This is a genomic window from Bacillus sp. FSL L8-0152 (genome assembly GCF_038006365.1).
GTDB classification, from domain to species: Bacteria; Bacillota; Bacilli; order Bacillales; family Bacillaceae_G; genus Bacillus_A; species Bacillus_A cereus.
This window is the reverse complement of the sequence record NZ_JBBOVB010000001.1, coordinates 674,915-689,509: the sequence shown is the minus strand read 5'-3', so window position 1 is coordinate 689,509 and position 14,595 is coordinate 674,915. Positions and strand designations below refer to the sequence as shown.

Genomic DNA, 14,595 nt, shown 5'->3' with positions numbered 1-14,595 from the left:
TCCCCACTCCTCATTTGCAAGCTATTCAAAAGATGTCGTTACTTAAATGATGCCCATTTCTTTCCCTACTTTTTCATACTTACGAATTGCTTCATTTAACATTTCTTTCGTATGAGCTGCTGTAGGCATATTACGAACACGACCTGTTCCTTTTGCTACAGTTGGGAACACGATAGATTTTGCGTATACGCCTTCTTCATTTAGACGTTTACTAAATTCTTGTGTTAATACTTCGTCCCCAATAATACAAGGTGTAATTGGCGTTTCACTTTCCCCAATGTTAAAGCCAAGTTCTTTTAACCCTTGTTTTAAATAGCGACCGTTTTCCCATAGACGATCATGTAACTCTGTGCTTTCCATTAAGATTTCAATTGATCTCATGCAAGCTGCCGCATCAGCTGGTGTTAATGCTGTAGAGAATAAGAATGGACGTGAACGAACTTTTAACCAGTCAATTAAGTTTTGTTTCCCTGCTACATATCCACCAATTACCCCAATTGCTTTTGATAATGTACCAATTTGGAAATCAACTTTATCAGAAAGACCGAAGTGCTTTACAGTTCCTGCACCTTTTCCAAGTACACCTGAACCGTGTGCATCATCTACGTATGTCATTAAATCTAACTCTTCTGCAATCTCAACAATTTCTGGTAGTTTTGCAACATCTCCATCCATTGAGAAAACACCGTCTGTAATTACCATTAATTTATTATAAAGACCTGATTCTTTCGCCGCGATTGCTTTTTGGCGTAAATCTTCCATATCAGAATGTTTATAAACAATAATTTTTGCTTTTGATAGACGACTACCGTCAATAATAGATGCATGATTTAATTCGTCTGAAAGAATCGCATCATTTTTATCCATAACAGCTGAAATCGCTGCCATATTACAGTTAAATCCTGATTGATAAGCAATTGCTGCTTCTGTATGTTTAAACTTTGCAATTGTTTCTTCTAACTTAATATGCAAATCTAAAGTACCGTTAATTGTACGAACAGCCCCTGCTCCAACACCGTACTTATGAATAGCACCAATTGCTGCTTCTTGCAAACGGCTATCTGTTGCTAATCCAAGATAGTTGTTTGAAGATAAGTTAATATATTCTTTTCCGCCAATTGTAATGATTGGTCCATTCGAACTCTCAAGCGGATCAATTACGTTATAAAGCCCCTTTGATTTTAAATCCTCTAAATTTTCTTCTAAAAATTTCGCAAGTGTTTTACTAGACATTGTGAAGCCTCCCATCGTTCATGTAAGCGGATTATTGTCTTAATAGTTCTAATAATCCCTCTACTAGCTTAACACGTTTTCAGAATTTATTATAGAAAAATAGTTTAAAGTAACCGCTTACAATTCTAGATTATATATGATTCATTACAATAAATCTATCATTTACTTTTCATATTTGATAGAATTAAAAAAATATTTAGGGAGGCTTCAAACATGGCATTTACAGAATCTGATGTATACAATAACACAGCATTTTTCGAACAATATATGAAACGAAGATACCGAGAAAATAGCCCAAATGAATCCATTGAAAAACCAGTATTCTTTCAGCTCATTGGTCATGTGCAAGGAAAACAAATTCTCGATTTAGGCTGTGGTGATGCTAAGTTTGGTGCGGAATTATTAGAGAAGGGATGCTACTCTTACACCGGCATTGAAGGCTCCGAGCTTATGTATGGAAAAGCTAAAAAACAACTAGAAAATAAAAATGGATCTGTTCATTTTTTAAACCTCAAAGATTATACCTATCCCTCTTCCACTTTTGATTTAGTAACCTCTAGACTCGCCTTACATTATATTGAACATCTTGATATCATTTTTCAAAATGTGTTTCAAACTTTAAAAACAAATGGCACCTTTACCTTTAGTGTTCAACATCCCGTTATTACTTCTTCATTTGAAAGCTTACAAACAAGTGCTAAAAGAACGAGTTGGCTCGTCGATGATTATTTTAAACTAGGCAAACGGGTTGAACCATGGATTGACCAAGAAGTTATTAAATATCATCGTACAACGGAAGAGTATTTCACATTATTACAGCAAGCCGGATTTACCATTACATCATTAAAAGAAGCTACACCAAATCCAACCTATTTTCAAGATGAAGAAGAGTATAAACGTCGCTTACGTATTCCTCTCTTCCTGTTATTTTCTTGTACCAAATAAAAAAAACGATGACTCACTCATCGTTTTTTTTATCTCATTGCCTGAGCAACTTCTTTAACTACACGTCTTCCTCTTCCGTGAGGGATACAAAGCGGTGTTCCAAACAACGGATCCGTAATAATTTGACACTCCATTCGGAATACATCACGTACTAGTTTCTCATCTACCACTTCTTCAGGTTTACCTTGTGCATATATTTGTTTATCTTGAATTGCTACAATGTTATCTGCATAGCGGCATGCTAAATTCAGATCATGTAATACCATAACAATTGTTCTTTGTTCTGTTTCATTTAATTCGAATAATAAATCTAACACTTCAATTTGGTGAGTCATATCTAAGTATGTAGTTGGCTCATCCAGTAAAATGATATCTGTATCTTGTGCAAGTGTCATTGCGATCCAAGCACGTTGACGCTGCCCACCTGAAAGAGCATGCACATCACGCTCAGCAAATTCTGTCATACCTGTTGCTGCAAGTGCCTTCTGTACCCTTTCCTCGTCTTTTTCTGACCATTGCTTCAGCCATGTTTGATATGGATAGCGTCCTTGCTTTACAAGTTGTAATACTGTAAGTCCTTCTGGTGCTTGTGGTCCTTGCGGTAAAATCGCCATTTGACGAGCAATTTGCTTCGTTTGCATACTTTGAATTGCTTGATTATCTAACAAAATATCACCATTTGTTGGCTTTAATAATCTGGCTAGTGAACGTAATAAAGTTGATTTCCCGCAACCGTTAGAACCGATAAAAATTGTAATTTCACCTTTTGGAATTTCTAAGTTCAGCTCATCAATAATAATTGTTTCACCATAAGACAACGTCAAGCGTTTCGTCTCCAATGCTTTTTGCATATTCATCTCCCTTTATGAATTCCGACTTTTATAAAGTAAATAAATGAAATAAGGTGCACCAATTGCTGATGTAAATACCCCTGCTGGAATTTCAAGTGGTGTGAAAATTGTACGCCCTATTAAATCTGCAGCAAGTACTAGAATTGCACCGACAATAGCTGCAACTGGGAGTAATGCACCGTATAAAGAACCAACTAATCTTCGTGAAATATGAGGTGCCATTAAACCGACAAATCCAATCCCTCCGGCAAAAGCTACCGCACCACCAATTAAAGCTGTACTAAGTAATAACATAAATACACGCGACTTCGTTAAAGGAACCCCAAGTCCTACCGCTATATCATCCCCTAGCTCTTGTGCATTTAAATGCCTAGCTGCGATAAATGATATTACTGTTAAAATGAGAACCCAAGGCGCAAGTACCATAACATTTTGCCAAGAAGAGCCGTAAACGGTACCCGTAATCCATACATTCGCTTGGCTCGCTTGATAAATTGGTGCTAGTAACATAAATAATGTTGTCGCCGCCTTCGTTAATGCCCAAAATCCAACACCAATTAAAACGAGACTAATTGGTGATAATCCATCATTTTTCCATGCAAATAAGTATACAAAAACCGCTACAATCGTTGCTCCTGCAAAAGCTGCGAGCGGCATATAATGAATACTTACCGTTAGTGCATTATTTTTATCACTAAATAGCGCTAAAAATAATACAACTGCGACACTTGCCCCGCCCGTAATCCCGATGATATCAGGAGAAGCAAGCGGATTTCGAACGAGCCCTTGTAAAATACAGCCCGCTACCGCAAGCGCAATTCCTACGAGGATAGCAATTAAAATACGTGGCATACGAAACTTATTTACAACCATATTTGACATTGCATCGCCATTTCCGGTAATTGCTTGCCATACGTCATAAGGAGCAATTTTCATGTCTCCCATACCTGCGCTCGCAAAGAATAATCCTATTAAAACAACTAGTAAACTTAACAAGACGAGACAAGCTCGTTTATACATTAAAAACGAGAGCTCGCCTTTTCCTATACGAAACGGAATATATTTCTTCATTTGCTAAGCCCTCTCTTACGTGCAATATAAATAAAGAACGGTGCTCCAATAAATGCTGTCATAACTCCTACTGGTACTTCTTGTGGCATAATGACATATCTTGCTGCTATATCAGCCAATATTAGTAGTATTGCCCCTAACAATCCGCTATAAGGTACTCTCCATCTGTGGTCAACTCCAACAAGAAATCTAGCAAAATGCGGAGTAATAATTCCAATAAATCCAATTGGGCCAGCAACCGCAACTGAACCACCAGACAATAGTACAATAATAAGTAACACGAATGATTTCATTAAAATTGTTCGTTGTCCAAGTCCTTTCGCGACGTCTTCTCCCATCATCAATGTATTTACTTTCCCTGCCATCATAAGAGATGCAATCCATCCTATTAATAAATACGGGAATACAGATTGTAAAATTTCTAACTTTCTCCCTTGCACAGATCCGGCAAGCCAAAATAATACCTCTTCAAGCGCTTTTTCATTTAACACAAGTAATCCTTGTGTTAATGATGAAAATAACGCACTAATTGCGACCCCTGCTAACGTTAACTTCAGAGGAGTAGTCCCTTCTTTTCCTAAAGAACTAGAAGCAAATACAAGTACAGCGGCAACCGCCGCTCCTAAAAAGGCAATCCATGTGAAAGCTGATAATGATGTTACTGAAAAGATTACAATTGCTACAACTATGAAGAACGCAGCACCTGAATTTAATCCAATAAAATCTGGAGAAGCAAGTGGATTCTTAGTTAAAGTTTGCATAAGACAACCCGCGATGGCTAAACTAGCACCAACACTTGCTGCTATAAGTGCCCTTGGAAGGCGCACATTTTGAATAATAATATGTTCATTAGAACCATTAAAATGGAAAAAAGCATCTAGCGCTAATTTCCAGCTCGTATTTGTATATCCGAAAATAATACTTCCCCAAATACAAATAACGACTGCAATGATTCCAACAAATAATCCAATCCATTTTGCTTGATTTGTTTTTAATAACATGCAGCGTTTCCCCTTCAATGTATAATGATACGTTGTAAGTGTATTTCAACTTAATTCTTATTGTCAACGGAAATGAGAATTATTTTCAACCATATGTATTGACAATCAAAAGATAAAGGCTTAATATCATGCTTGCTATTGAAAAATATTCTCAACATGTAGGGGGTACATAATGAATTTCATGCGGAAAAAATCGTTTACAGTATTTGTATTTTTACTAGCATTTTCAATGCTTTTAAGCGCTTGTGGAAAATCAAATAACAAAGAAGAATCTACAAAAGAAGATAATAAAAAAGAAGTGGTTACTGTAGAACATGCAATGGGTAAAACAGAAGTTCCTGCTAATCCAAAACGTGTAGTTATCTTAACAAATGAAGGAACTGAAGCTTTACTTGAATTAGGTGTGAAACCAGTTGGTGCTGTAAAGTCTTGGACTGGTGACCCATGGTATCCACATATTAAGGATAAAATGAAAGATGTAAAAGTTGTTGGTGATGAAGGACAAGTTAACGTTGAAACAATTGCTTCTTTAAAACCAGACTTAATTATCGGTAACAAAATGCGTCACGAAAAAGTGTACGAACAACTAAAAGCAATTGCACCTACTGTGTTCTCAGAAACATTACGTGGGGAATGGAAAGATAACTTCAAATTTTATGCAAAAGCATTAAATAAAGAAAAAGAAGGTCAAAAAGTTGTAGCTGATTACGAATCACGTATGAAAGATTTAAAAGGCAAACTTGGCGATAAAGTAAATCAAGAAATCTCTATGGTTCGTTTCATGCCTGGTGATGTTCGTATTTATCATGGCGATACATTCTCTGGTGTTATTTTAAAAGAACTTGGATTTAAACGTCCTGGAGATCAAAACAAAGATGATTTTGCAGAGCGTAACGTATCTAAAGAGCGTATTTCTGCAATGGATGGTGACGTATTATTCTACTTCACATTCGATAAAGGAAATGAGAAAAAAGGATCTGAACTAGAAAAAGAATACATAAACGATCCTCTATTTAAAAATTTAAATGCCGTAAAAAATGGTAAAGCATACAAAGTCGACGATGTTATTTGGAATACAGCTGGCGGTGTAATGGCTGCTAACCTATTACTAGATGATATCGAAAAGCGCTTTGTTAAATAATTTCATTCTAACCAGCTCTCTCTTTGATGGAGCTGGTTTTTTCATTTCACTGAAGTGTCACATTATTTCATTTTGTATTTTTATTCCCAATATGTTATATTATAAAAGTAAATAAAATATATTTTCTCTATATCAGAATAAATGTTTTAATCTAAATTTTCCGATTAATCACTATTTTATTTTCTTTTAGAATTCAATTATTACATTTGAAAACGCTTATCATCTCGTTTTCAGGGCAAAATACAGTAACGGTTGAAGAAAAATAGAACTTTTTTAGAAATTTTCTTTCTATTTCCATATAATTCTATTGACTTCTAAATATTTTGTAAATTAAAATGATTACATAAATATCCGTTATACAGGATTAGGGGGAAACAAACATGGATGCAGCTTTAAAATTAGACAAAGCTGGAGAGCAACAATCACCAAAAAAACATCCACCAGGGTTATACTTGTTGTTCTTTACAGAGGCATGGGAAAGATTTAGTTATTACGGAATGCGTGGCTTATTAGTTCTTTATTTAACAACGAGCTTAGTAAGCGGCGGTTTAGGATTTGATAAAGCAGTTGCAGTTCAAATTTACGGTATTTTCACAATGCTTGTATATTTCACACCTATTATTGGTGGTTGGTTAACTGACCATTTCATTACGAAGCGACATGCCATTACTATTGGTGGTATCATTATGGCGCTTGGTAACTTCGTACTATTTTCAATGAATACGAAAACTGGACTATTTTTAGGATTAGGATTATTAGTTATCGGTAACGGATTCTTCAAACCGAATATTTCGACTTTATTAGGTCAATTATATAGCGACAACGATTCTCGTCGTGATAGTGCCTTCACTATCTTCTACATGGGGATTAACTTAGGAGCTCTTATCGCTCCATTCATTTGCGGGTACTTCGCAGATTATAGATACGGTTTCTTAACAGCTTGTATCGGTATGATTATTGGACAGATTGCATTTAACTTATTAGCACCTCGTTACTTAGGATCAGCTGGAACAACAGTTGTGGGTAAAAAATCTAAAGAACAAAATGCAAAAGCTGTTGAGAAAAAACCTTTAACACCACAAGAGAAAAAACGTACTGTTGCAATTTTAATTTTAACTTGTTTCGTTGTATTCTTCTGGGCAGGCTTTGAACAAGCTGGTAGTTCTTTAACACTTTACACAGATAAGTTCGTAGATCGTACAATTGGTGGATTTACAATTCCAACACCTTGGTTCCAATCTGTAAACCCACTATTCATTATCTTACTAGCATTACCTGTTTCTGCGTTATGGATTAAGCTTTCAAAAACAAAAAATGGTGATTTAAAAATCCCAACAAAAATGGCATTAGGTATGATTTTACTAGGGATTGGATATTTAGTTCTAACTTTAGCTGTTTTAAAAACTGGTAGCGATGAAGGTAACATTACAATGAAAGCAAACTTACTATTCATTGTATTCACTTACATGTTCCACACAATCGGTGAGTTATTCTTATCACCAATCGGATTATCTATGGTAAGTGCAATCGCTCCTGTTAAATTAGCATCATTATTAATGGGTGTATGGTTAGCTGGTACTGGCTTCGCAAACTTATTAGCAGGACAATTAGCCGCTTTCACTCAATCTTTAGGATATTTAGAAGTATTCGCAAGCATCGGTATTATCGTAATTGTACTGGGATTAGTACTTCTTATGTTCTCTAAGAAAATTGCACATATGATGGAATAACAAAAAGACGCTTCTAAAATTAGAAGCGTCTTTTTTATTATTTCTCCTCTAAAGCTGTCACGTCCACATGAACGCTCTCACCAGGATTAGATACATCATACACTTGAGCACTCCCCTTCTGCTCATCACAGCTCTCAATCCATACTGGTACGCCCTCATATGTAACGTCAATTCTACTTGAAGAAGATAAGATTTGTTTCACACGTTTCACATCCATACTAATATCCCTCCTTTTGCTTACTACACTCCTTTCTATTTTTTCTTTTCTTTTTAGAATATATTCCGTAAAGCAGCATGTTGATTGATAGTCATTTCTTCCTCACATGCTAATATTTACTCTCTCGCTACCTTTCTGACAAATAAAAAAAGACGTATATTCTACACGTCTTTTTCCATAATATTCAAATTTTAAGAAAATAATGTTTTTACTACCGCACTTACTTTATCATTATGGATTTGGTAATACACTTCTAATCCTCGTCTTTCAAAGCGCACTACTTTATTTTGCTTTAACTTCGTTAAATGTTGTGAAACCGTTGATTGCGGAATTTCTAATACTTCCTGTAGTTGTGTTACATTACATGTTCCTCTTTGCATAAGTTCCATTACTAGACGTAGACGAAGTGGGTGAGCTAACGCTCTTAACATTTGTACATCTTCTTCTGAAATACGACATTCGAATTGATTTTGGCTCATAAAGTTCCCCTCATTTTCGTTTTTATTTGCGTTTTTATGTTCTTTTTATTTATTTATATATCTGTTCTTATATTTCCTGTTACGACATAACTTTATCAACCTATAAAGCCGAAAAATTTTTCCATTTTCATCAACAAAAATTCAGGAAAAAATCCTTGTTGATTTTGAATATTATACTATATGATATAACGAAAAAGCAAAATAATGGCCTACGAATACTTTGCTTGCAAACGTTGTTTTATCAGGCTTTTTGTTATATTTTCACCTCATTGAAATGCACAGTAACGGTATTGTAAAATACCGTCTATAATTGATAACCTATCGTAATGTAGCTGAACTATACTTAACCTCTTTGTTACGCTAAAAGGAATTTTCAGTAAAAAGAGATGATGTGGTATTAAAAATTTGTTTCTAATTTTTTATTCGTATTGCAAGCGGTTGGACTGTTGTGCAAAATTTCCTATTAAATCCACTCACCATTCCTCCCTCACTAGATCAAACAGGACAGATCAGTTCATATATCAAACTTTATACTCGATATAAAAGATGGCATCTAATATACGCCTATAAGGAACATGCCATCTGAATAAGCAAAATAATATGCAAATAACTTATACAGCACACTTAAATTCATTTGAGTGTGTTTTTTGTCTACTTTATGAACAAAGCTTTTCTTTTAACACTATTATGGAATAATTATACTTTTTTACGTTGACAATAGTGTTGAAGGAGAATATACTAAGCATGTAAGTCGATTGTGAATAGTTTCACAAATAATGTGAATTTCTTCACATATAATAGATAGGAGTTGTCATTATTATGAGTACTTGGACACAAATTTATGACCCATTAAACAATATTTGGTTATCTGCACTAATCGCAGCACTTCCAATCTTTTGTTTCATCATTTGTTTAATGGGATTCAAAATGAAAAGTTACATGGCTGGTCTTTATAGTGTGATTGTCGCTATTATCCTTGCAATATTTGTTTATAAAATGCCAGCAACAGTAGCTGTAGCATCTGCCGGATTCGGTGTTTTATCTGGATTTTATCCAATTTGTACTATCGTTATCGCCGCAATTTTCCTTTACAAATTAACTGTTAAAACAGAGCAATTCAATATTATTCGCGATAGTACTTCAAGCATTACAAATGATCAACGTTTACAAGTATTATTAATCGCTTATTCTTTCGGTGCTTTCTTAGAAGGCGCAGCTGGTCTAGGGGTTCCAGTTGCTATTACAGCTGCACTACTTGTAGGTATGGGATTTAACCCATTAAAAGCAGCAGGTATTTGTTTAGTAGCTAATATCGCTGGTGGTGCTATGGGTGCTATGGGTATTCCAGTTACAGTACCAGCACAATTAACTGAACTTGACGCATTAACTATCGGTCGTCAAACTGTTCTTATTTTACCTTTCATTAGTATCATCTTACCTTTCTTACTTGTTTCAATGGTCGATGGAATTAAAGGTATTAAAGAAACTTGGCAAGGTATTCTTGTAAGTGGTGTTTCTTTCGCAATTACTCAATTCGCTGTAACTTACTTCTTAGGTGCAGAACTTACTAATATTTTCGCAGCCGTTGTAAGTATGATTGCTCTTGCATTATTCTTACGTGTTTGGCAACCAAAATCTTCTACTAAAGAAGAAAAACAAGAAACTAAAGTATCACATACATTCAATCAAATTTTATATGCTTGGTCTCCATTCGTATTCTTAACTGCATTTGTAACAATCTTTAACTTAAAACCGATTAAAGCTTTATTTGCTCCAGATGGTGCGTTAGCAAACTTAGTATTTAACATTCAGTTCCCTGGTCTTCATAATGCTGTTATGAAAACTACACCAATTACAAAAGCTGATACACCTTTCGCAGCTGTTTTCAAATTCGATGTATTCTCTTCTACAACTACTGCGATTGTACTAGCAATTATCGTTTCACTTATCGTTTACCGCGTAAAAGGTAAAATGGTTAAAGAATTAATGATTGAAACAATGAAAGAATTAAAAGCTCCAGTATATACAATTTGTAGCGTTATCGCTTTAGCTTACGTAGAGAACTACTCTGGTATGTCATCTACACTTGGACTTGCATTCTCTTCTACTGGTAATGCATTCCCAGTTCTTTCTCCAATCTTAGGATGGATTGGCGTATTCATTACAGGTTCAGTAGTTTCAAGTGGTTCTTTATTTGCACCACTTCAAGCAGTAACGGCAGACCAGTTAAACATCGTTCCTTCTACACTCGTTGCCTTAAACGTAGTAGGTGGTACAATGGCAAAAATGGTTTCACCACAATCTGTAGCAGTTGCTTGTGCCGCAGTTGGACTAGTTGGTAAAGAATCTGCTCTATTTAAAACAGCAATGAAATACAGTTTAATCTTCTTAGCTGTTATTAGCTTACTTCAATTAAACGCTGTATTTAATATCTTTTAAAAATAAAACACCGATCCAAATGGATTGGTGTTTTTCACATTACATTTTTTTATTTTTTAATAAAGAAGCTCCAGCAATTTCAGGGTGAGTCATTTCGAATGGATCTAAAATAATATCCAATTCCTCTTCTGTCAGTACACCATGTTCTAAACATAACTCCCTAACAGATTTTCCTGTTTCAATTGCTTCACGTGCAATACGAGATGCTGCTTCATAACCAATATGAGGATTAACTGCTGTAATAATTCCAACACTTTTCTCAACATATTGCTTCAGCAATTCTTCATTTGCTGTAATTCCTTCAATACAATATTCACGGAATACACGGAATCCATTATTCATAATACTTATAGATTGAATTAAATTAAATACAAGCACAGGCTCCATTACGTTTAACTCTAATTGTCCTGCTTCTGATGCTAAGCAAATTGTATGATCGTTTCCGATTACTTGGAATGCGACTTGGTTAATCACTTCTGCCATAACTGGATTTACTTTACCTGGCATAATCGATGAACCCGGCTGACGTGCTGGCAATTGAATTTCAGCTAACCCAACACGTGGACCAGACGCCATAATACGAAGATCGTTTGCAATTTTAGACATGTTCATCATACATACTTTAAGTGCTGCAGATACTTCTGTGTATGCATCTGTATTTTGCGTTGCATCAACTAAATGCTCTGCACCAACAAGTGGGAATCCACTAAACGTTCTTAAATGTTTTACTACTTGTTCAATATACGTAGGATTTGCATTTAATCCTGTACCAACAGCTGTCGCCCCCATATTCACTTCATATAAATGTTGACGAGACTGTTTAATTCTTTTTATATCACGCGCAAGCACTCGGCTATACGCTTCAAATTCTTGCCCAAGGCGAATTGGAACTGCATCTTGTAAATGTGTGCGTCCCATTTTAATAACGTGATCAAACTCTTTTGCTTTTTTACGAAAAGCAGAATGAAGTTCTTCCATTGTAATAAGAAGCTTTTCTAACATCATAAGAGTTGCAATATGAATCCCTGTTGGAAACGCATCGTTCGTTGATTGGGCCATGTTCACATGAGTGTTTGGGCTAATTTTCGCATACGCCCCTTTTTCATATCCCATACGTTCTAACGCTCTATTCGCAATTACTTCATTTGTATTCATATTAATAGAAGTTCCGGCTCCGCCTTGAATAGGATCCACGATAAATTGATCATGAAACTTTCCATCAACAATTTCTTGCGCTGCTTCTGCAATTTCATATCCAATGTCTTTAGCTAAGTAACCAGTATCTATATTCGCAAGCGCCGCCGCTTTTTTCACAATTGCCATTGCTGTAATGAGTGATGGATGAATGCGATATCCTGTAATTGGGAAGTTTTCTACGGCACGTAATGTTTGTACACCATAATAAGCTGCACTTGGTACTTCTTTTTCACCTAAAAAATCTTTTTCTATACGTATATCCTTCGTTGCTATCATTTTTATCACCTATACTTTTTCATTCTAAATCCTTATCCAAAAAATCCGCCCTCTAAAAACACGAGTATCATTCAGAAGAATTTTTCAGTATCCACCTTCACTATATAGCACCTTTTTTGAAAGCGCAAACATTTATTTTTCTGTATATCCTTTTTATTAAAGTTTATAGAAAATCATTCTTCTACTTTCCTTATTTCCACTCGTTTAATTTGATGCATATCCTTTTCAAGGACTTTAAAATAAAAACCGTGTTTCTCAATAACATCTCCTTCAGCAACGATTTGTTTTTGTACCATAATCCAGCCACCAATTGTATCTACATCATCAGCAATTAAATGTATGCCAAGCAAATCATTTACTTCACTAATAAGCACTTTTCCCTCTACGATTTTATACCCTTCACTTACATGCTCTATAGGTGGATTCTCATCTTCATCGTATTCATCTCGAATTTCTCCAACAATTTCTTCTAAAATATCTTCTAGTGTAACAATCCCTGCTGTACCACCATATTCATCATACAATACAGCTAATGGAATGTGTTTTCTTTGCATTTGTAATAGCAAATCATGAATTGGAATATTTTCTAGCACTTCAATAACTGGCCTTGTATATGGCATAATCGAGCACTCCTCGTCCCGATTCCCATCCATATAACGAATAAATAAATCTTTTACATTAACCATCCCAATAATTTCATCTTTATCTTCACCAAATACAGGATATCTCGTGTACTTTTCTTGTGCGATTACTTTAATATGTGTTTCAAATGGTTCGTCCTCATATAAGCCTACAACTTCCGTACGAGGTACCATAATTTCTTTTGCTACTCTATTATCAAATTCAAAAATATTATTTACATATTTAAATTCCCTTTGGTTAATCTCTCCGCTCTCATAGCTCTCAGATAAGATTAACCTTAATTCTTCTTCTGAATGAGCTACTTCATGTTCAGAAGCTGGATGTAATCCGAATAAACCAGTAACAACCCTCGCTGAACCATTCAAAGCCCAAATAAACGGATACATAACTCGGTAAAAATAAATAAGTGGTTTCGATAACAATAAGCTAACTTGTTCTGCTTTTTGTATAGCAAATGTCTTTGGAGCAAGTTCCCCAATGACAACATGTAAAAATGTAATTACTGCAAAGGCAATAATAAATGAAACTGTACTGGAAATTGCAGGTGAGAATTGTAATTTTAAAAACAACGGCTCGAGTAAATGTTTAATAGTTGGTTCCCCTAACCACCCGAGCCCTAAAGCAGTAATTGTAATACCTAGCTGACAGGCCGATAAATATTCATCTAAATTTGAAGTTACCTTTTTAGCTGCCAGTGCACCTCGTCTTTTTTCGCTAACGAGTTGATCAATACGACTGCTACGTACCTTAATAATTGCAAACTCAACAGCCACAAAAAATGCTGTTAACCCAATAAGAATGACTACCATCAATAATTTTAAAATATCCACATATGTCCTTTAGCTTTCTTAGCTAAAGCTACACCTCCTTTTAAAAAGAAGTTTCACTTTAGTTTCTTCAATTATTGGAAAGCAACTCTATATAAAATCCACCAATTTTCAAACCTCATACAATTCTAAAGGTAAACCATCGGGATCTTGGAAAAAGACGAATTTCTTCTCCGTTATTTCATCAATACGGATCGATTCTGTCTCAACACCACATTGATTTAAATGCTTCACAGCTTCTTCTATATTTGTAACAGCAAATGCTAAATGTCTAAGACCTGCTGCTTCTGGAAAACTTTTGCGCTCAGGCGGATTTGGAAATGAAAATAATTCGATTTGATACTCTTCTCCTACACATAAATCTAATTTATAAGAATCTCGTTCCTTTCTATATACTTCATTCAGTTCTTTAAATCCTAATATTATAGTATAAAAATACTTTGACGTCTCATAATTCGAACAAATAATTGCAACGTGATGCACTCTACATATATTCATACTCTCTCTATTCCTTTCTTTACCAAAGATGCATATTCTCTCTTGAAA

13 protein-coding genes are annotated in these 14,595 nt (G+C 35.1%); 4 read left to right on the top strand and 9 right to left on the bottom strand.

Going from position 1 to position 14,595, the window contains the following annotated elements; all coding sequences use genetic code 11:
- Positions 1-42: 42 nt before the first annotated feature.
- A complete protein-coding gene (locus MHH27_RS03545; RefSeq protein WP_098251338.1) occupies positions 43-1,233 on the bottom strand; it encodes a glycine C-acetyltransferase in 1,191 nt (396 codons plus the stop codon).
- A gap of 213 nt (positions 1,234-1,446) precedes the next feature.
- Here MHH27_RS03545 and MHH27_RS03540 point away from each other — a divergent pair, with 213 nt between their 5' ends.
- Entirely contained in the window at positions 1,447-2,178 is a 732-nt protein-coding gene (locus MHH27_RS03540; protein ID WP_088022949.1) for a class I SAM-dependent DNA methyltransferase, read from the top strand.
- A 29-nt stretch (positions 2,179-2,207) separates the two neighbouring features.
- Here MHH27_RS03540 and MHH27_RS03535 read toward each other — a convergent pair whose 3' ends face one another.
- Genes MHH27_RS03535 through MHH27_RS03525 form a run of 3 tightly spaced genes read right to left on the bottom strand, consistent with a single transcriptional unit; the run spans position 2,208 to position 5,101 of the window.
- Positions 2,208-3,029, bottom strand: coding sequence for an ABC transporter ATP-binding protein (locus MHH27_RS03535; RefSeq protein ID WP_340941642.1), 822 nt, complete (start codon positions 3,027-3,029; stop codon positions 2,208-2,210).
- Positions 3,030-3,041: 12 nt separating this feature from the next.
- Positions 3,042-4,100, bottom strand: a complete 1,059-nt coding sequence (locus MHH27_RS03530) for a FecCD family ABC transporter permease (RefSeq protein ID WP_000760057.1) — start codon at positions 4,098-4,100, stop codon at positions 3,042-3,044.
- On the bottom strand, positions 4,097-5,101 hold the full coding sequence (locus MHH27_RS03525; protein ID WP_000925211.1) for a FecCD family ABC transporter permease: 1,005 nt from the start codon (positions 5,099-5,101) through the stop codon (positions 4,097-4,099). Before MHH27_RS03525 ends, MHH27_RS03530 begins: the two co-directional genes overlap by 4 nt.
- Before the next feature lie 172 nt (positions 5,102-5,273).
- Between MHH27_RS03525 and MHH27_RS03520 the strand changes: the two genes are divergently transcribed.
- The gene (locus tag MHH27_RS03520; RefSeq protein ID WP_001010277.1) at positions 5,274-6,242 is read left to right on the top strand and encodes an ABC transporter substrate-binding protein; all 969 of its coding nucleotides are present in this window, start codon (positions 5,274-5,276) and stop codon (positions 6,240-6,242) included.
- Between the two features lie 380 nt (positions 6,243-6,622).
- A complete protein-coding gene (locus MHH27_RS03515) occupies positions 6,623-7,972 on the top strand; it encodes a peptide MFS transporter (protein ID WP_000338315.1) in 1,350 nt (449 codons plus the stop codon).
- 37 nt (positions 7,973-8,009) lie between these two features.
- Here the strand turns inward: MHH27_RS03515 and MHH27_RS03510 are convergent, their stop codons facing one another.
- Together MHH27_RS03510 and MHH27_RS03505 are read right to left on the bottom strand one after the other, a co-directional pair.
- Complete coding sequence (locus MHH27_RS03510; RefSeq protein ID WP_000382679.1) at positions 8,010-8,189, bottom strand: acid-soluble spore protein H; 180 nt, start codon at positions 8,187-8,189, stop codon at positions 8,010-8,012.
- A 191-nt stretch (positions 8,190-8,380) separates the two neighbouring features.
- The gene (locus tag MHH27_RS03505; RefSeq protein ID WP_000081428.1) at positions 8,381-8,668 is read right to left on the bottom strand and encodes an ArsR/SmtB family transcription factor; all 288 of its coding nucleotides are present in this window, start codon (positions 8,666-8,668) and stop codon (positions 8,381-8,383) included.
- A gap of 819 nt (positions 8,669-9,487) precedes the next feature.
- On the opposite strand from MHH27_RS03505, the gene MHH27_RS03500 reads away from it, so the two are divergent.
- Positions 9,488-11,107, top strand: coding sequence for an L-lactate permease (locus tag MHH27_RS03500; RefSeq protein WP_340941639.1), 1,620 nt, complete (start codon positions 9,488-9,490; stop codon positions 11,105-11,107).
- 39 nt (positions 11,108-11,146) lie between these two features.
- On the opposite strand, the gene aspA is transcribed toward MHH27_RS03500, so the two are convergent.
- The 3 genes from aspA to gloA2 all read right to left on the bottom strand — a co-directional run bounded on the left by aspA (position 11,147) and on the right by gloA2 (position 14,547).
- Positions 11,147-12,580 (bottom strand): aspartate ammonia-lyase, encoded by a 1,434-nt coding sequence (gene aspA / locus MHH27_RS03495; RefSeq protein ID WP_075718941.1) that lies wholly within the window; start codon positions 12,578-12,580, stop codon positions 11,147-11,149.
- A 173-nt stretch (positions 12,581-12,753) separates the two neighbouring features.
- The gene (locus MHH27_RS03490; protein WP_000353320.1) at positions 12,754-14,052 is read right to left on the bottom strand and encodes a hemolysin family protein; all 1,299 of its coding nucleotides are present in this window, start codon (positions 14,050-14,052) and stop codon (positions 12,754-12,756) included.
- A 108-nt stretch (positions 14,053-14,160) separates the two neighbouring features.
- Positions 14,161-14,547, bottom strand: a complete 387-nt coding sequence (gloA2, locus tag MHH27_RS03485; RefSeq protein WP_098251335.1) for an SMU1112c/YaeR family gloxylase I-like metalloprotein — start codon at positions 14,545-14,547, stop codon at positions 14,161-14,163.
- Between the last annotated feature and the right edge of the window lie 48 nt (positions 14,548-14,595).